The sequence below is a fragment of the Nocardia sp. NPDC005825 genome, from assembly GCF_040630175.1.
Classification (GTDB): domain Bacteria; phylum Actinomycetota; class Actinomycetes; order Mycobacteriales; family Mycobacteriaceae; genus Nocardia.
In genome coordinates this window covers 20621-38239 of sequence record NZ_JBEXXC010000005.1, presented here as the reverse complement: position 1 = coordinate 38239, position 17619 = coordinate 20621, and the positions used below count along the sequence as shown (strand labels likewise).

Sequence of the window (17619 nt, the reverse complement as noted above, 5' to 3'; positions counted from 1 at the left end):
CAAAACCCTACTTGATCCGGTTGTGCAGGACCGGCACCAGTTTGGTGAGCAGGGTCGGACCGGACTCGGGGGTCCAATTGCGGATCGCCGCGACCGCGGACGCGTCGTCGACCGGCACCACGATGGCGCGCGAGCTGGTGATCTCGCTGGGCAGGCCGAGCAGGCCGCCGCCGCCCGCCTTCGCGTCGCTGCGGACGGCGATGACGTACGAGTTGTCGGTCACCTTCAGCGAGCCCCAGCCGGAGGAGGGGCGCGGGGAGGTCTCCCCGGCCGCGGGCTGGTACTGGGCGTTGTAGACGAAGCCCAGGCTCTCCAGGTATTTCGCCTGATCACTGTCGGTGAGGTAGATGCTGTACTTGGTGTTGTAGTCGTCGCCGGTCACGTCGACGAGGGTGACGGACTTGCCCTGGAACGCGGGATTGTCCTTGCGCGCCTGGTCCACCGAGTTCGGGACGGTGTTCGCGGCCGGGGCCGCACCGGCGGAAGTCGTCGCGGCGGAACCGGTCTCGCTGCCACCGCTGGCGACGATGCCGATGCCCACGGCCACCGCGGCCGCCACCGTCACCGCACCGATACCCAGGTAGAGCCGGGTCCGATTACGTGCCGGCCGCACCATCTCGGTGGGCTCGGACGCGGAAACCGGTATACCGCTCTGGGTCTCACCGCCCAGCAGCATGCCCGGCGGCGCGATCTGGATCGGATAGGTCGGAGAAGTATTGGTGGACACCGGGTTGTAGCCCGGCACCAGCGCGGCCGTGGCGGCTTCGGTGAACTCGCGGCAGGAATTGAAACGCTCGGCCGGATTCTTCGCCATCGCCCGTGCGAAGACCTGATCGAGCGCGGCGGGCAGATGCGGGTCGACATCGGTGACGCGCGGCGGCGGCTCGTGCAGGTGGCCCATCATGACCAGCGCCGGTTGCGTTGCGGGATACGGGTTCCGGCCGGTCAGCAGCTTGAAGAAGGAGCAGCCCAGACTGTAGATGTCGGCGCGGTGGTCCAGCGGCAGCCCGGATAGCTGCTCCGGCGGCGCGTAGGCGATGGTGGCGACGAAGCTGCCGGTCTGGGTGAGCTCGGTGGTGTCCTCGGTGGACTTGGCGACGCCGAAGTCGGCCAGCAGGGCGCGCTCGTCCTCACCGGCGGCGGTGGAGAGCAGGAAGTTGGCGGGCTTCACGTCCCGGTGCAGCAGGCCGCGCCGGTGCGCGTAGTCCAGGCCGCGGCCGATCTGGGTGACGATGGACAGCGCCCGCAGCGGCGGAATCGCGGTCGGATCGCGCTTGAGCTCGGCCGAGGCGTCGGTGCCCTCGACGTACTGCATGGCGATCCACAGCTGCCCGTGCTCCTCGCCGCGATTGTGCACCGCGACGATGTTCGGGTGGTCCAGGCCCGCAACCACATTGGCCTCGCGTTCGAAGCGGCCGCGGAACTCCTCGTTGCTGGTCAGCTCGGCGGAGAGCACCTTGAGCGCGTCCATGCGCGGCAGCTCCGGATGCTTGCCCAGATACACGGTCCCCATGCCGCCCGAGCCGAGCACGCGAATGATCCGATAGCCCCCGACGATGGTGCCAGGACTTAACACGGTTCCGCCTCTCCGCGACTTCAGCGGGCGGCTGAGAGCCGTCGACCCTCCCACACCCGTGCCGGCGGCCGGGTGCCGAACGAATTTTGGACGTACCCCATGAGTTACCCCGATCGGTACGAGACCAGTGGCCACTCTGGCATACGAGGACTCCGCAGTCGAACGTACAAGGACGGGCGACTGTGGGGTTTCGCGCCGCGACGTAACCTAGGGCTGTGCTGAACGACCTGACCAACGTGTTCTCCGGGGGCCGGTTCCCGTGATGGATCGGCAGGTCGAGGTGGTCGCGGGTGGCCATGCGCTGAGCCGGGTGGCGGGAGCGGTGATCCTGGTCGCGCATCGGGAGCGGGGTGCGATCACGCCCGAATCGCGGGCCGTGACGGCGGTGCGGGCGCTCGGGGACCTGGTCGCCGACGCCACCGATCTGGTCCCGGACGGGCCGGGCCGGCAGATCGCGCGGCAGGCCACCCGCTGGCTGATGAAGGAGGCCGAGCGGATCTCGCCCGGGCAGCCCATCGAATTCGGCATCCTGTCCACCGCCGACACCGGCGGACTGGCCATCTTCCTGCACGGATCGGTGACGGCCGTGCTGGCCGGCACCGCGGTCGAGTACTACCGCGGCAGCGACGCCGCCTTCACCGTGGACCGGGTCGCCGCGCCGCCCGCGCGGGCCGCAGCCCTGTTCATCGACGAGCCGCGGCGGCGGGCGCCGGAACTGCCCCAGCGCGGAATCGGCTCGCTCGTGGAGGGACTCGCGCCCGCGGCGGGCGCGGTGGTGTGGTTCGAGGGCGAACCGGTGGTGTCACGCACCCCGGCGCGTCCGGCGGGGGCCAGGCACCGGGCCGCGGAACCGCCGCCGCCCACCGCTGCCTTCGACGCCGAACGCGATCCCGAACCCGAGCCGCCGCCGGTCGACCCGGACCTGATCCCGACCCGCACCTCCAACCGGATTCCCGCGAACCTGGATCCCGCCCCGGCGGACCCGGTCACCGAAGGCATTCCGGCCGCGCCGGACCTGCACCACGCGCCCACCGAGATGGGCGGCGCGAGCGAGCTGAGCGGCACCAACCCCGCGCCCAAACCCGACCCGGACCTGCAGCGACGGCTCGAGGCCACCGCCAAGGCGACCGCGCTCACCGCGAAGGTGCTCGGATTCAAATGCGCGCGTGCGCATCCCAGCGACCCGCGGGCCGCCTTCTGCACCGTGTGCGGCATGCCGGTGGATCAAACCCAGCACGTGTCCGAGGTGATCCGGCCGCCGCTGGGCATGCTGGTGCTCGACGACGGCATGACCTTCATGCTGGCGGCCGACGCCGTGGTGGGCCGCGATCCCGAACTGTCCGAACCGGCCCGCGCGGGCCTGCTGCCGCTGCGCATCGACGACAGCTCCGGCGGCATGTCCCGGGCACACGCCGAGATCCGGCTGGTGAACTGGGATGTCACCATCGTCGACCGCGGCTCCACCAACGGCACCCGGGTGCGCCCGCCCGGATATCGCGATTGGGTTCGGCTGCAACCGAATCAGCCGTTCACCCTGGTGCCGGGCGCGGAGATCATGCTGGGCAACCGGGTGCTGCGGTTGGAGCCGGTCGCGCCGCCGCCCTTCGGGTAGGACGCGAGAACTCCCGCGCCCCTAGGTGTATCGGGAGTAGCAGATCTCCTGATTGGCGCCGAGCACGCCCGCGCGGAAGGCGTCCACCCGGGAGAAGCCACTGGGCACCGTCTTGCCGTCGGTGTCGCTGGCGGCCAGGCCGTCGGTGAGCAGGCCGGAGACCGCCTCGTCCAGATCGCCCGCGGACAGCGAGATGCCCCCGGACGCCTTGCGGCTCGGGTCGGCCAGTTTCCCGGAGATCACCCCGGACAGGCAGGCCGCGCGCAGACCGGTCTTCGCGCCCTTCAACGGCAGTCCGGCGGCGTGCTGTACGGCGAGGGTGTAGCGGGAGATGAAGACGATGTAGGCGGTGAAGTCGCCGGTCACATTGGCGGGCAACGCGTCCTGGTCGTCGGCATTGGAGACCCCGCGATCGTGCAGCGCGGGCACGTCGGTGCCGATCCGGTTGGTGGCCGGGCAGTAGGTGACCGGCACGGTGTCGGCGCCGTTGCGGCAGTTCAGCTTCGCGGTGTCGTAGCCGTACTCGGGCTCGTCGCGCACCGGCATGATGGTCGCCATCGCCTTGGCCAGCTCCTGCAGGCTGGACTGGGTCACCTCGGACTGGCCGTGATTGGCGTCGTTGCCGAGGGTCTGCGGCAGATCGCCGCGGCGGCGGTCGATCTCGTTCTGGTCGATGGCCTTACAGCCCTTGGCGCCGTCGGTGAAGCCGATCTGCACGGCCGTCACCCGCTCGAACGCGGAACCGTGCACGCTCTGCGGATCGTCGGGGTCGGCGTCGCGGAAGGCGACGGTCGCGGCCAGCACCGCGTTCAAACCGTCGGAGGTGTTGATCGTGAAGTGCGGGGCCTTGCCCTCGGCCACATTCCGGATGAACGCGCCCGCGAAGCAATCCGCCTGCTGCTCCTTGACGATGGTCGGGGTGCGGCGGCCGACCAGTTTGGCCATCTCCTGGATGGCGTGCCCGTACTCGTGGGCCAGCACCATGACCACCGACATCTTCCCGAACTCGTCGGCCACCGCGGGTAGCAGCACCCCGCGATCCCAGCCCACCGAACCGTCCAGCCGGCAGTAGGCGGCGTTCACGAGCCGGTAGCTGGTCTCGCCGCAGAACTGGCCGGCCTGCGAGCGCGGCGTCTTGGCGTTCCAGGAGATGAAATGGTCCACCGGCGTGAAGGCGCCGCCGAACTCGCGCGGAAACTCACCCTGCCAATAGGTCTGGATGTCGTCGAGCGCGTTGAGCACCAGTTTGTCGATGCTGCCGCCGTCGGAGTTCTCCGCGGTCAGCGTCGAATCCGGAGCCCCGGAGCGGGGGCCGCTGGGACCGCCGGTGGTAGGCAGACCGGCCACCTTGAACGGGTCGTCGTAGATCGATACGGCCCGGCCGTGAATATTTCGTGTACATCCGGACAAGAGCGCGACCGCCACGAGTACCACGCCCAGCGTCACGAATACACGGCGAATCCCCGTGGACCGGCGCGTGCGCACCGCCTCCCCCCGGCGTCTCCCCACGTGTTCTCCCTCGCCAACCGATACCGATCGTGTCCCGGATTCGGACGGACGGCCGAGAAGCGCGACGCCGGACTCCGGGGGCTTCAATTATCATCCCACCATGTCTTCACCGGGGGCGCAGCAGATCACCGTGCGTCATGATGGAACCGAACGGGTCTTCGACGCGACTCAGCAGATCACGATGGGCCGGGCGCCGGAGGTGACGCTGTTCGTCGACAGCCCACTGGTCTCCCGCGTGCACGCGATCCTCAGCTACGAGGCCGGATCGTGGATGCTCAGCGACAACGGCAGCACCAACGGCGTTTTCGTGGACGCGCGCCGGCTGACCACGCCGCTGGTGATCAACCGGCCCACCCAGGTGCGGCTCGGCGACGCCATCAGCGGCCCGCTGCTGCACCTGCTCCCGCAGCCCGCGCGCGGCGGCGGCGGTGGCGCGCCGCAACCGCAACCGCAACAGCGGCCCGCGCCGCAGAATCGGCCGCCGTCCCGGCCGCAGCCGCAGGTGCCGCAGGTCGGGCAGCCGCAGCAGGCGCAACAGCCGTTCGCGCAGCGCCCGCCGGTGCAGCAGCGACCGCAGCAGGCCTGGCAGCCGCCGAACGTGGCCCAGCCCAACCAGAATCAGTGGAACCCGAACCGGCCGGTATCGGGTCCGCAGCATCAGCAGCCGAATCCGGTGCCGCAGCGGCCGACTCCGCCCGTCGGGAACGCGGCCCCGCCGAATGTGGTGCGCCCGCCGGTCAACCAGCCGCCGCAGGGCGGCGATCCCATCAACATGACCACCAAGGCGGACACCTCGGCGCTGCCGCCGATCCGCGCGCGGGCCTCCACCGCGGCCATCGCGCGCGCCGACCGGATTCCGCGCAACGGTCTGCACATCGGTCGTACCAGCGACAACGAGATCGTGGTCAACGATCCGATGGCCTCGCGCAAGCACGCGCGCCTGGTGCCCGACCGCGAGGGCCTCGCCATCGAGGACCTCAACTCCGCCAACGGCACGTTCGTCAACGGCCGCCGCGAACAGCGCGCGCTGCTGCGCGAACGCGACATCGTCACCATCGGTAACGTCGACTTCGTCGTGCAGGAAGGCACGCTCGTGCACCGGCAGCGGCCGGTCGCCGAACAGGGCCTGCACGTGCACGGCGTCTCGTTCACCGTCGAGGGCAACAAGCAGCTGCTCGTGGACGTGAACATGCAGGCCGGGCGCGGATCGCTGACCGCGCTCATCGGACCCTCCGGCGCGGGCAAGTCCACGCTGTCGAAACTCATTGCGGGAACCACGCTTCCGTCCGCGGGCGTGGTCACCTTCGAGGGCCGCAACCTGCACGCCGAATACGAGGCGCTGCGCTCCCGCATCGGCATGGTGCCGCAGGACGACGTGCTGCACCGGCAGCTCACCGTCAAGCAGGCGCTCAACTTCGCCGCCCAGCTGCGACTGCCCCCGGACACCAGCAAGGCCGACCGCAAGCAGGTGATCGCCGATGTGCTGAAGGAGCTTTCGCTCACCCAGCACGCCGACACCCGCGTGGACCGGCTCTCCGGCGGTCAGCGCAAACGCGCCTCGGTGGCCATGGAGCTGCTCACCGGCCCCTCGCTGCTCATCCTCGACGAGCCCACCTCCGGCCTGGACCCGGCGCTGGACCGTCAGGTCATGACCATGCTGCGGGAGCTGGCCGATGCCGGGCGCACCGTCATCGTGGTCACCCACTCGGTGGCCTGCCTGGACATGTGCGACCAGGTGCTGCTGCTCGCGCCCGGCGGCAAGACCGCGTTCTGCGGGCACCCGGGCACCGTCGGGCACGTCATGGGCACCAGCGACTGGGCCGAGATCTTCGGCCGCGTCGACGCCGACCCGGACCTGGCCTTCGCGAATTTCCGCTCCCGCCAGGCCTTCGCGGAACCGCCCGCGCCGGTCAAACCGGTGGAGCGGGCCAAGGCGCCGAAATCCAGTGCCGTCAAACAGTTCTCGACCCTGGCACGGCGGCAGTCGCGGCTCATCTTCGCCGACCGCGGGTATCTGGCGTTCCTGTGCGTGCTGCCGTTCGTGCTCGGCGCGCTGTCGCTGGTGGTCAAGGGCTCGAGCGGATTCAAATCCGTCGGGTTCACCCAGCTGCCCAACGGCGACTTCGTACCCGCCAGCAATGGCGAGGCACAACAGCTCCTCGTGGTGCTGATCCTCGGCGCCTGCTTCATGGGCGCCACGCTCACCGTGCGTGACCTGGTCGGGGAACGGCCCATCTACTACCGGGAACGCGCGGTCGGATTGCGTTCGGGCGCATACCTGATGTCGAAGATCGTGATCTTCAGTCTGGCGGCGCTGCTGCAGTCCGCGGTGATGATCGGCATCGTGCTGGCGTTCAAGCCCGCGCCCGGGACCGGGCTGGTGCTCTCCTCGGGCACGCTCGAGCTGTATCTCGACGTCGCGCTGACCGCGGTGTCGTGTGTGGTGCTCGGCCTGGTGCTGTCCTCGCTGGCCAAGTCCAACGAACAGGTGATGCCGCTGCTGGTGGTCGTCATCATGGCGCAGCTGGTGCTGTCCAGCGGCATGATCTCGGTGGCCGGCCAGACCGTGCTGGAGCAGCTGTCGTGGCTGTTCCCGTCGCGCTGGGGCTACGGTGCGGGCGCGTCGACGATCAACCTGCCCTCGATGTCGTCCATGCCGGAGGCGCAGAAGGACTTCCTGTGGAAACACACCGTCGGGACCTGGGCCATGGACATCGGCGTCCTCGTCGGGATCACCGTGCTGCTGTCGCTGTTCACCTGGTCGCGTCTGCGCTTGAAGAAGCTGTCGGCGTGACCGGTACCACACCCTGGCCGGGGTGCGAAGTAGTGATTCGGTCGCGCGCTCCACGGAGCGAGCAGGCAGACTGATGGCTGTGACAGCGCGAGTTGGGGCAGTGCATCTCGGCTGGGACGTGGTGTCGGTGGCCGCCGGTGGCGGCGGGTCGCCCATCCGCCCGGTCCAGGTAGAGGGCTCGTACACCCCTCCCGCCTACCTGTTGGCGGACTCGTCCGGCCGGTTGCACACCGCGGGCGTGGACCGGCGGCCCGACGTCGGCATCGCCATCTCCGACGTCCGCGACATCATCGGGCACCCGCAGATCGTGGTGGCCGGGGCGACCTGGCCCGCCGAACTGGTATTCCGGGCGCGCATGCACAACCCGCTGGCCTCGGTCATCGAGCACCTGGGGGCGACGCCGGACGTGCTCGCGCTGCCCTTCCCCGACGAATGGCCCGACCCCCAGGTCGACGAGTTCGTGCGGCTGGTGGAACAGCTGGGCGTGCCCGCCGAACCGCTGCCCGAATCGGTGGCGCTGTCGGGGTACGTGCGCGCGCTCGGACTGGTGCGGTCGCCCGGCCGCGGGCCCGCTGTCGGCGCGGTCGGCGTGTATTCCGACGGGCGTGAATGCCTGGTGGTCGCGGTCCACGGCAATGACGACCAGCCCACCGAATCGGTCAGCGTCGCCATCACCGCCGAGGCGCTGCACGAGGCGCACGCCGCCGACAATGTGGTCATCGAGGTGATGGCCGCGGCGCGGGCCATCAATGCCGACACCTCCACGGTGCTGCTCACGGGCAATGTCTGCTTCAACGACGCGTTGCGGTTGGCGTTCCAGAACCATCTGGGCCATCGGTTCCAGGTGGCCGATCATCCGATGCACGCGCTCGTGCTCGGCGCGACCCACCTGCTGGTCGCCGACAGTGAGGGCGACCCGGCCTACGACCGGCCCCAGCCCGCGGCCCAAGGCCCCGGGCAGCAGCCGGGCGGGGCGGCCGCGCGTCCGATCGAGCAAGGACCGCGCCATGTGCCCGGCGGGACCGCCGCGGACCAGCCCTTGCAGCGGCAGCCCGAACCGCTGGCCCAGCAGCCGGAAATGATTCCCCGGCACAAGGATTCACCGACCCCCGCGCCGGAATCGGGTGCGCAACGACCGGGTGCTCAGCCCGCCGCCCCGCTGCCGGCCGCCGAAGCCACGCCCGACGCCGCCGACCAGAGCGCCGACTCCGACAGCCGAACCCGCCGCCTGACCGCGGAGGAGGTCGCACCTCAGGGCGGCGCGCTGGGCAATACCGGGCCCGGCGGCATCACCCAGCGGGTGACGGCCGAGGAGCTCGCGCAGCTCGCCGCGCAAGCGGCCGCGCAGGATCGGTCCGCCGCCGGAGCCGAATCGTCGTCGAGTGGTGAAGCGGGCCACGCGATTCCGCGCCGCGCCGACGGCCCGTCCACCGGGTCGCAGCCCGTGGTCGGTGGGCGCGGGACGCTGCCGCCCGGACTCGAAGGCGTGGGCGGCCGGTTCATGCGGCCGCCGGGCTCGCCCGCCGACGATCAGATGACGACGGTGTTCGGCCAGGGTGACCAGAGCGCCGCCGGATCGGGCCGGCCGGGCGCATCAGGGTCAGGTCAGCAGGGCTACCCGGCCGACAGCGGATACGGGCCCGGTTCCGCAGGCGTGCAACAGGGTTCGGCGGGGGCCTACGGTACCGGCGGACAGGGGCAGCAGGGCGGTTACGGCCACGGTCAGGGTGGAGCTTTCGGGCCGGGTGGTCCGACCACCGGCGGCTATCCGCAGCAGAGCGGCTCGGCGGGTCAATTCGGGCCCGGCACAGGCGGTCCGGGCCCGGCGGGCGGCTACGGCGCGGGCTACGGTTCGGCGAACGCTCCGGGCTCGGAGGGTTCGGCGCAGGGCGGTTACGGTCCGGCCGGCGCGCAACCGGGCCAGGGCGGGCAGTACGGCGGCCAGCAGGGCGCCGGCGCGCAGTACGGCCAGGGTGGATACGGCTCGGGCGGTTACAGCGGCCAGGGTGGCTACGGCGGCGGCGGTTACCCGGCGGGTCCCTATGGGGCCGAGGGGGATACGTCCGGTTCGGGTCGCGGGAGTTTTGCTGGATCCGGCGGAAACGCTCCTGGTCAGCCCGGCGGGATGTACGGTGGGGCGATGTCGTCGGGGGTGCGTGGGTCGAATCCGCAAACGCCGGAAGATACCGCTGGGCAGTCGGATTCGGACTCCGGATCCGGCTCCGAGGGCGATCGCAAGCAGCGCAAGGGCAAGCTGTGGAACAAGATGCGCAAGCCGTTCGGCGCGCCCATCATCGTCGGAGCGGCAGCCCTGTCGCTCCTGGGTGCGCACTCGGATCAGCGCCAGGACCCCACGGCCGGATCCCCGGCGCCCGTCGGCGGGATGACCCGGGCCACCGATATCGAGCTGACCCCGGTCGGTGAGAGCTGTGCGGTGACCCCGTTCGTCTCGGGGCTGCCCGGCTCCGGCGTCGCCACCATCGGCGACCCGCACAAGACGGACTGCGTGCGTTCCGGCATCGACACGCTCCGCTACACGCTGCCCGGCCCGGTACGCGGGATCGACCCCGGCCCGCCGTTGCACATCTGACCTCCGGCCGGGCGCATCCGCCGGTGGCGGGCCGCATCGGACCGGGTGGCAGCGGCGTCGGGGACCGATTCGAGGGTCCGCGGACCCCGCTGGTATGGTTGCTCGTTGGTGTGCGGTACGGCCGGGTTTCCGGCTGTCACACGAGCCCCGGGTCTCCACCGGCCGCCGGGATTCAGCTCGATCGCGTACTTGGCTGGCAAAACCTACGACAGACAGGGATGCACTGTGCCTACGTACAGCCCCAAGGGCGGTGACGTGACCCGCAAGTGGTACGTCATCGACGCCACTGACGTAGTGCTCGGCCGTCTTTCCGTGCAGGCTGCGAACATCCTGCGTGGCAAGAACAAGCCGACCTACGCTCCGAACGTCGATGGTGGCGACTTCGTCATCATCATCAACGCCGACAAGGTCGCCATCTCCGGCAACAAGCGGCAGGACAAGGTCCTCTACACCCACTCCGGTCACCCGGGTGGTCTGAAGGGCCGTACCGTGGGCCAGATCCTGGACACCCGCCCCGACCGTCTGGTCGAGCGCGCCGTCAAGGGCATGATCCCGAAGAACAAGCTGGGCAACAAGATCATCGGCAAGCTGAAGGTCTACGCGGGCCCGAACCACCCGCACGCCGCCCAGCAGCCCATCCCCTTCGAGATCAAGCAGGTGGCCCAGTGACCGCTCCTGAGGAATTCAACGACGACTACGTCGTCGAGGACACCGCCGTGGAGGTCGTCGAAGAGGGTGACGGTTACGAGGCCGAGGCCGAGTACACCGAGACCTTCTCCGCCCCGGTCGCCATGGACCGTCCGGTCCAGACCGTCGGCCGCCGCAAGGAGGCCGTGGTCCGCGTGCGCCTGGTGCCGGGTTCCGGCAACTTCGTGCTGAACGGCCGCACCATCGAGGATTACTTCCCGAACAAGGTGCACCAGCAGCTGGTGAAGTCCCCGCTCGTCACCGTCGAGCGCGTCGAGACCTTCGACATCTACGCCCGCCTCGTCGGCGGCGGCCCGTCGGGTCAGGCCGGCGCCCTGCGCCTCGCCATCGCCCGCGCGCTGATCGAGGTCACCCCGGACGACCGTCCCGCCCTCAAGCGTGCCGGCTTCCTGACCCGTGACCCGCGTGCCACCGAGCGTAAGAAGTACGGCCTCAAGAAGGCCCGTAAGGCGCCTCAGTACTCGAAGCGCTGATATTGCGCCGTCAGGCTCTACCGTGCCCGGCCCCCGTGGGGGCCGGGCACGGTACGGTCTACACGGCAACCTGTGCGAGAGCAGGCTCCCCGCAACGGTTTTCGGACCGGCTGGAAGCCTGCTCTCGTGCTGTATCCACCGAACTGCAGGGGTGTTGAGGTAATGGGACGTTTGTTCGGTACCGACGGTGTCCGCGGGCTCGCCAACGGGTCGCTGAGTCCGGAACTGGCGCTACAGGTTTCGGCCGCGGCCGCGCAGGTCTTGAGCCGCGGGAAGAAGCGCGCGGTTGCCGTCGTGGGACGCGATCCCCGCGCCAGCGGTGAGATGCTGGAGGCTGCCGTCACCGCGGGCCTCACCTCCGCGGGCGTGGACGTGCTGTCGGTCGGCGTGCTGCCGACGCCCGCCGTCGCGTACCTGACCGGCGTGTACGACGCGTGCCTGGGCGTCATGATCTCCGCCTCGCACAACCCCATGCCGGACAACGGCATCAAGATCTTCGCCGCGGGCGGGCACAAGCTGGACGACGCCGTCGAGGACCGGATCGAGGCGCTGGTCGCGGAGGGCGGCTTCACCCGGCCCACCGGCGCGGCGATCGGCCGCATCCTCGGCCGCCCCGGCCTGGGCGGACACGTCTTCGACGTGAACGACCGCTACAGCCTCGAGGGCACCCACGAACGCTACGTCGAGCACCTGGTCCAGGCCACCGGCCGCGACCTGCGCGGGCTCACCGTCGTGGTGGACTGCGCGCACGGCGCGGCCGCCGAGGTCGGGCCGGCCGCCTACCGCGAGGCGGGCGCGACCGTCATCGCCATCAACGCCGACCCCGACGGCCTCAATATCAACGACGGCTGCGGCTCCACCCACCTCGAGCAGGTCCAGGCCGCCGTGCGCGCGCACGGCGCCGACCTCGGCCTCGCCCACGACGGCGACGCCGACCGCTGCCTGGCCGTGGACGCCACCGGCGCGATCGTGGACGGCGACGCCATCATGGCCGTGCTCGCCGTCGGCATGCGCGACTCCGGCGACCTGGCGGAGAACACGCTGGTCGCCACCGTGATGAGCAACCTCGGCCTGCACATCGCCATGCGCGAGGCCGGAATCACCGTGCGCACCACCGCCGTCGGCGACCGCTACGTGCTCGAGGACCTCCGCAACGGCGGCTACACCCTCGGCGGCGAGCAGTCCGGGCACGTGGTGTTCCCGCGCTACGGCACCACCGGCGACGGCGTGCTCACCGGCCTCAAACTGATGGCCCGGATGGCCGAGACCGGCAGCACCCTGGCCGAATTGGCGGGCATCGTGAAGGTCGTCCCGCAGATCCTGGTGAACGTCCCGGTCACGGACAAGGCGGCCGTCGCCGTCGCGCCCGCGGTGCTGGAAGCCGTCGCGCAGGCCGAACAGCTGCTGGGCGAGACCGGTCGAATCCTGCTGCGCCCCAGTGGAACCGAGCAGTTGGTCCGGGTCATGGTCGAGGCGACCGATCCGGCGCAGGCCTCGCATCTGGCCGACCAGCTCGCGAAGCTGGTCGAAGCCGTCTAGTCACCTCGTCGCGTGGCGCGTCCGGGACTTCCCTCCCGGGTGCGCGATTCGGCGTCTCAGAGGGTTTCGGTGAGGCTGCCGTCGGCCAGGTGCCAGCGGCGGGTCGCCGTGACGGTGTCGAGCATGCGGCGGTCGTGGGTGACCAGCAGCACCGTGCCCTCGAAGGATTCGACGGCCTGCTCCAGCTGCTCGATGGCGGGCAGGTCCAGGTGGTTGGTGGGCTCGTCGAGCACGAGCAGGTTCACGCCGCGCGCCTGCAGCAGCGCCAGCGCGGCGCGGGTGCGCTCGCCGGGGGAGAGCGTGTCGTTGGGGCGCAGCACATGCGGGCCCCGGAGCCCGAACTTCGCGAGCAGGGTGCGGACATCCGACTCGTTCCAGTCGGGGATCTGGGCGCTGAAAGTGTCGGCGAGGGTGGCGGTTCCGCGGAACAGGCCGCGCGCCTGATCGACCTCGCCGATCGCGACGCCCGAACCGATCGACGCGGAACCATTGTCCGGCTTGATCTTTCCCAGCAGCAGCGAGAGCAGGGTGGATTTGCCCGCGCCGTTCGCGCCGGTCAGCACGATGCGGTCGCCCCAATCCACCTGCACCGTCACCGGTCCCAGGGTGAACTCGCCGCGGGACACCGTCGCGCCGGACAGGGTGGCGACCACCGCGCCGCTGCGGGGCGCGGCCGCGATGGACATGCGCAGCTCCCACTCCTTGCGCGGTTCCTCCACCGCGTCCAGGCGTTCGATGCGCTTGAGCGTCTGCTTGACCTTGGACGCCTGCTTCTCGGTGGATTCCGCGCGGGCCTTGCGGCCCATCTTGTCCGAATCCGCCTTCGACTTGCGGCGGGCATTGCGGACACCGTGTTCCATCCAGTTGCGCTGCATGTTGGCGCGCGCCTCCAGACCGGCCTTGGTGTCGGCGAACTCGTCGTAGGCCTCGCGGGCGTGGCGGCGCGCGATCGCCCGCTCCTCCAGATACGAGTCGTAGCCGCCGTCGTACACGCCGACCTGCTGCTGCGCCAGATCCAGTTCGACGATGCGATTGACGGTGCGCGCCAGGAACTCCCGGTCGTGGCTGATCACCATGAGCGGTTCGCGGACCCCGGTCACGAACTGCTCGAGCCGGGCCAGACCGTCCAGATCGAGGTCATTGGTGGGCTCGTCGAGCAGCAGGATGTCGAAGCGGGACAACAGGACCGAGGCCAGACCGGCGCGAGCCGCCTGACCGCCGGAGAGCACGGTCATCGGGGTGGCCAGACCGTGCGGGAGGCTGTCGGTGAGGCCCAGATCGGCGGCCACCTCGTCGGCGCGCTGCTCCAGGTCCGCGCCGCCCAGGGCGAGCCAGCGCTCCAGGGCGGGGGAGTACTCGTCATCCCCGCCGTCGGCGAGGCGTTCGGCGGCGGCGTCCATGGTCTGCTGGGCGGCGGCCACCCCGGTGCGGCGGTACAGGAACTCCAGCACCGTCTCGCCCTCGATGCGCTCCGGCTCCTGGGCCAAGTAGCCGACGGTGGCGTCCGGCGGGCTCAGCACGATCTCGCCCTCGTGGGCGTCGCCGGCGGCGAGCATGCGCAGCAGGGTCGACTTGCCCGCCCCGTTCACACCGACCAGGCCGATCACATCGCCGGGGGCGAGGATCAGGTCCAGGTCGGAGAACAGCAGACGCTCGCCGTGTCCGGCGGCCAGGCCGCGCGCATGCAGAGTGGTGCTCACCAGGGCGATTCTGCCGTGTTCAGGGTGGCACCCTGACGTCGGGCCTCGGAAAGTTCAGGGTCGTCATCGGGTGAGCGACCGATGTGCGCGCGGCCGCGGCTCGGCAGAGTGGAGACATGACCACAGAGTTTCCGACCCCGGCCCCGAAGCGACTGACCCGCTCCCAGCACGACAAGTGGATCGCCGGCGTGTGCGGCGGTCTCGCCGAATACGTCGGCTGGAGCCCCGGTCTCGTCCGCTTCCTCTTCATCCTCTCCTGCCTGCTGCCCGGACCGCAGTTCCTGCTCTACATCGCGCTGTGGATCATCATCCCCAAGCGCTGAGTCATCCCCAGGGCGCGAGTTGTCCACAATCGGCATCGAAGGTGGTGCGAGGGGTGATCGCGAGTGCCAGGATGGTGATCACGCCACTGCGGAGGAGTGCACACCATGGTCACATCGGGTGAACTGCCCGGACTGGATCTGCCAGGACTGGACGCGCATTCGGAACTGGGTGGGCTAGGTGCGGTCGAGTTGTCGCACCCCACACAGGATCTCGACGCGGACGGCCTGGCCGACACCGTGACCACCGGCACCGCACACGCCATGCAGGTGTGGACGGATCTGGATCACGACGGCTACGCCGACCATGTGACCGTGGTGGACAGCGGCGGTGACTACGCCGCCTGGGAATTCCACCACAACTCCGACGGCACCACCGCGTGGGTGCGCACGGACGGCGGACACCTCGGCGACACCTAGCCGGGGCTGACGGGGGTTTCACGCCACGGGCCACGGCCCGTGGGGAATCGAGGGGGGATCGATGGGTGAATCCGGCGACTTCGGCGTGCGTGTCACCGCCCTGCACACCGCGGCCACCACCCTGCGGGACAACGCCGGGGCGCTGCGACAGCACGCCCGTGCCATCGGCGACCACGCCTTCGGCCTCGGCAAGGACGCGGCGGGACGGGACTACTCAGCCCAGGGCGCCGGGATCCACAGCGGATTCGAGCGCGCGGCAGGCTGCCTCCGGCACTGGGCTGCCGCGGCCGCCGCCACCGCCGATGTCCTCGACCGCGCGGCCACCGAATACGCCCGCCTGGACCACGACCACGCCACCGCGCTTCACCAGGTCGGGCGATGACCTTCGACCCCACCGGCAAGACCGTCGACCAGATCCTCGACCATGGAGCGCCCGGCCTGCGCTACTGGGAACAGTTCCTGCCCTTGTACACCAAGGCATTCGGCGAACCATCCGGTGTGACCGTGACCGAGCTCTACGCCCGCTACGACGAACAACGCGGTCTGAACCTCGACGAATTCGACACCGCCCGAACCGAACTGGACAAGGCGCTCGCCGACGCCGAATCCCGCTTCACCTCCCACCGAGCGGTGGCGAACTCCCTTCCGTCTGCCTGGACCGGCGCTACCGGAACCGAGGCCCTCGCCCTCCTGAATTCCCAACTGCGCCAGGCTCGCGAAGATCTCGACACCATCCGCACCGCCTCCCAGGCGATCGCCGCCGCCCTGGACCCGATCCGCGCCGCCATCCTCACCAAAGCGGAACGAACCCGCGGCCTCCTCGAGCCCACCCCCGACGACGAAGCCCCCATCACCCTCGACGGCAGAACTCCCGACGCCATCAGCGCCCTCGCGGAAGCGGACTCGTGGCTCACAGCCACGTTCCGTCCCGAGGTCGACCGGCAACTGGCAGCCTTCACCGCCACCTGCGCCGCCACCGCCGACACCGTCGAATCCCACTACCGCACCATCATCACGGCCTTCGAGCAGGTCATCGACCACACTTATCCACAACCATCCCAAGCCCTGCTGCCCCAGCCGGAGACGAGCTCCGCGGCCCTGCTCGGCAACTCTGCCGGGGCGCAGACCGACTCGGCGGTGGCGGTGACCAGTCCTGCCGGTGTGCGGCCCGGCGCGGTTCCCGCGCCGTCCGAGCCGGATTCTCCGCCGCTGTCGGCAGGTCCTGGCCAATGCCCGGAAGCTGATGTCGGGGCGGCGCAGTCGCGGGTCTGCTGCGGGCCAGGCGATTCGGGCACGCCCCAACCTACGCGGGAGGGACCCGGTCGGCCCGCCGCCGGCACCACGAGCGGGGAACCCTGCGACCCCGGGTGCGCGAAGGGCGCGTCCGCCCGTCCGGTCGAGACCACCGAACCCGCGTCCGTCGGACCGGGGACCGCCGCGGAGCCGCCGGTTTCCGGTGCACCCACCCCCTCCGATTCGGGGTCCGCCGCCGTGCCGAAACAGGCCCAGCCCCGGACCGAAATGTTCGCGCAGGCGCTCGAGGGCCTCATCGGCAAGCTCGAAACCGGTGTGCAGCAGGGCTTTTCCGCCGTCCTCGAACAACTTGGCTCCCTGTCCGGGCCCGCGTCCGATGCCCCGGACGACGTGGAGACGCCTGCGGGGCAGGAGAAGTCTGGCGAACCGCACCCCGGCCCTGCGACGTCGAACCTTCCGTCCGGTCATCTCGAATTCGATCTCGCTGGAAAGCATTTCGCAGTCGATCGCGACCCGACGGGTGACATGTCCATCGCCGTCACCGACGAATCCGGCCGAACTCAGGTCTGGAGCCTGACAACCGACGACTCCGGTAAACCCGCACTCGCCCCGGACAACACGGTCGGGCACCCGTCCGCTCCTGCCGCCGGTGACCCCGATTCGGCGACTGCCGCGCCAGACCCGCGCCCACCAGGTAATTCGCCCCCGGTTGAAGCTGTCACGCCGCCGGGTTCACCGTGCGCCACGGAGGTCCCGACCAGGTTCACTCCGGTTCAGGTCCCCTGCATGGCTCCACCATCAGCTGAATTGCCTACTCCGGCAGCGCCTTCCGGAGGGCACGAACCGGCCATACCCACATGCATCGGTACTCCTGAGCTGGATGCCGGAAAGTCCCCTGACGGCGGCGAGCCGGGCGGGTCCACCGTCTGTCCGGCGGTGCCCGAAACCCCCGGGCCGACCGCGCCGCTGGGCGGCGAGTCGCCACGGGACGAAGGGGGTCCGCCTGCTGACCTGTCGGTGCCGGTGTCACCCGCCGATCCTGGCGCGGGGCTGGGCAATCCCGATGTGCCGCTGGAGATTCCGGAGGCAGGTGTCGAGATCCCTTGACCGTCGCCGGGAGTCGG

General features: G+C 70.3%; 13 protein-coding genes. 10 read left to right on the top strand and 3 right to left on the bottom strand.

The annotated features are described in order from the left end of the window. Nucleotides 1-7 precede the first annotated feature (7 nt). A complete protein-coding gene (locus ABZ382_RS15425; protein WP_357088890.1) occupies nt 8-1576 on the bottom strand; it encodes a serine/threonine-protein kinase in 1569 nt (522 codons plus the stop codon). Between the two features lie 262 nt (nt 1577-1838). Between ABZ382_RS15425 and ABZ382_RS15420 the strand changes: the two genes are divergently transcribed. After that, complete coding sequence (locus ABZ382_RS15420; protein WP_357088886.1) at nt 1839-3188, top strand: FHA domain-containing protein; 1350 nt, start codon at nt 1839-1841, stop codon at nt 3186-3188. A gap of 21 nt (nt 3189-3209) precedes the next feature. Here the strand turns inward: ABZ382_RS15420 and ABZ382_RS15415 are convergent, their stop codons facing one another. After that, nucleotides 3210-4628: a metallopeptidase gene (locus ABZ382_RS15415; protein WP_357089905.1), complete on the bottom strand. Its 1419-nt coding sequence runs from the start codon at nt 4626-4628 to the stop codon at nt 3210-3212. Nucleotides 4629-4797: 169 nt separating this feature from the next. On the opposite strand from ABZ382_RS15415, the gene ABZ382_RS15410 reads away from it, so the two are divergent. The 5 genes from ABZ382_RS15410 to glmM all read left to right on the top strand — a co-directional run bounded on the left by ABZ382_RS15410 (nt 4798) and on the right by glmM (nt 12801). Then, complete coding sequence (locus tag ABZ382_RS15410; RefSeq protein WP_357088884.1) at nt 4798-7491, top strand: ATP-binding cassette domain-containing protein; 2694 nt, start codon at nt 4798-4800, stop codon at nt 7489-7491. A 79-nt stretch (nt 7492-7570) separates the two neighbouring features. Beyond that, entirely contained in the window at nt 7571-10081 is a 2511-nt protein-coding gene (locus tag ABZ382_RS15405) for a hypothetical protein (RefSeq protein WP_357088881.1), read from the top strand. Between the two features lie 225 nt (nt 10082-10306). Further along, on the top strand, nt 10307-10750 hold the full coding sequence (gene rplM / locus ABZ382_RS15400) for a 50S ribosomal protein L13 (RefSeq protein ID WP_357088878.1): 444 nt from the start codon (nt 10307-10309) through the stop codon (nt 10748-10750). Then, complete coding sequence (gene rpsI / locus ABZ382_RS15395) at nt 10747-11262, top strand: 30S ribosomal protein S9 (RefSeq protein ID WP_357088875.1); 516 nt, start codon at nt 10747-10749, stop codon at nt 11260-11262. Before rplM ends, rpsI begins: the two co-directional genes overlap by 4 nt. Nucleotides 11263-11424: 162 nt before the next feature. Continuing rightward, nucleotides 11425-12801 (top strand): phosphoglucosamine mutase, encoded by a 1377-nt coding sequence (gene glmM / locus ABZ382_RS15390; RefSeq protein WP_357088872.1) that lies wholly within the window; start codon nt 11425-11427, stop codon nt 12799-12801. 56 nt (nt 12802-12857) lie between these two features. On the opposite strand, the gene ABZ382_RS15385 is transcribed toward glmM, so the two are convergent. Continuing rightward, the gene (locus tag ABZ382_RS15385; RefSeq protein ID WP_357088869.1) at nt 12858-14501 is read right to left on the bottom strand and encodes an ABC-F family ATP-binding cassette domain-containing protein; all 1644 of its coding nucleotides are present in this window, start codon (nt 14499-14501) and stop codon (nt 12858-12860) included. A gap of 116 nt (nt 14502-14617) precedes the next feature. Between ABZ382_RS15385 and ABZ382_RS15380 the strand changes: the two genes are divergently transcribed. The 4 genes from ABZ382_RS15380 (at nt 14618) to ABZ382_RS15365 (ending at nt 17602) form a co-directional block, all read left to right on the top strand. Then, nucleotides 14618-14824, top strand: a complete 207-nt coding sequence (locus ABZ382_RS15380; protein WP_357088867.1) for a PspC domain-containing protein — start codon at nt 14618-14620, stop codon at nt 14822-14824. 105 nt (nt 14825-14929) lie between these two features. Beyond that, nucleotides 14930-15241, top strand: a complete 312-nt coding sequence (locus ABZ382_RS15375; RefSeq protein WP_357088865.1) for a DUF6802 family protein — start codon at nt 14930-14932, stop codon at nt 15239-15241. 61 nt (nt 15242-15302) lie between these two features. Next, nucleotides 15303-15623 (top strand): hypothetical protein, encoded by a 321-nt coding sequence (locus tag ABZ382_RS15370; protein WP_357088863.1) that lies wholly within the window; start codon nt 15303-15305, stop codon nt 15621-15623. Then, nucleotides 15620-17602 carry a hypothetical protein gene (locus ABZ382_RS15365; protein ID WP_357088861.1) on the top strand — a complete coding sequence of 661 codons (1983 nt, stop codon included), beginning with the start codon at nt 15620-15622 and terminating at the stop codon, nt 17600-17602. Before ABZ382_RS15370 ends, ABZ382_RS15365 begins: the two co-directional genes overlap by 4 nt. Nucleotides 17603-17619: the final 17 nt, after the last annotated feature.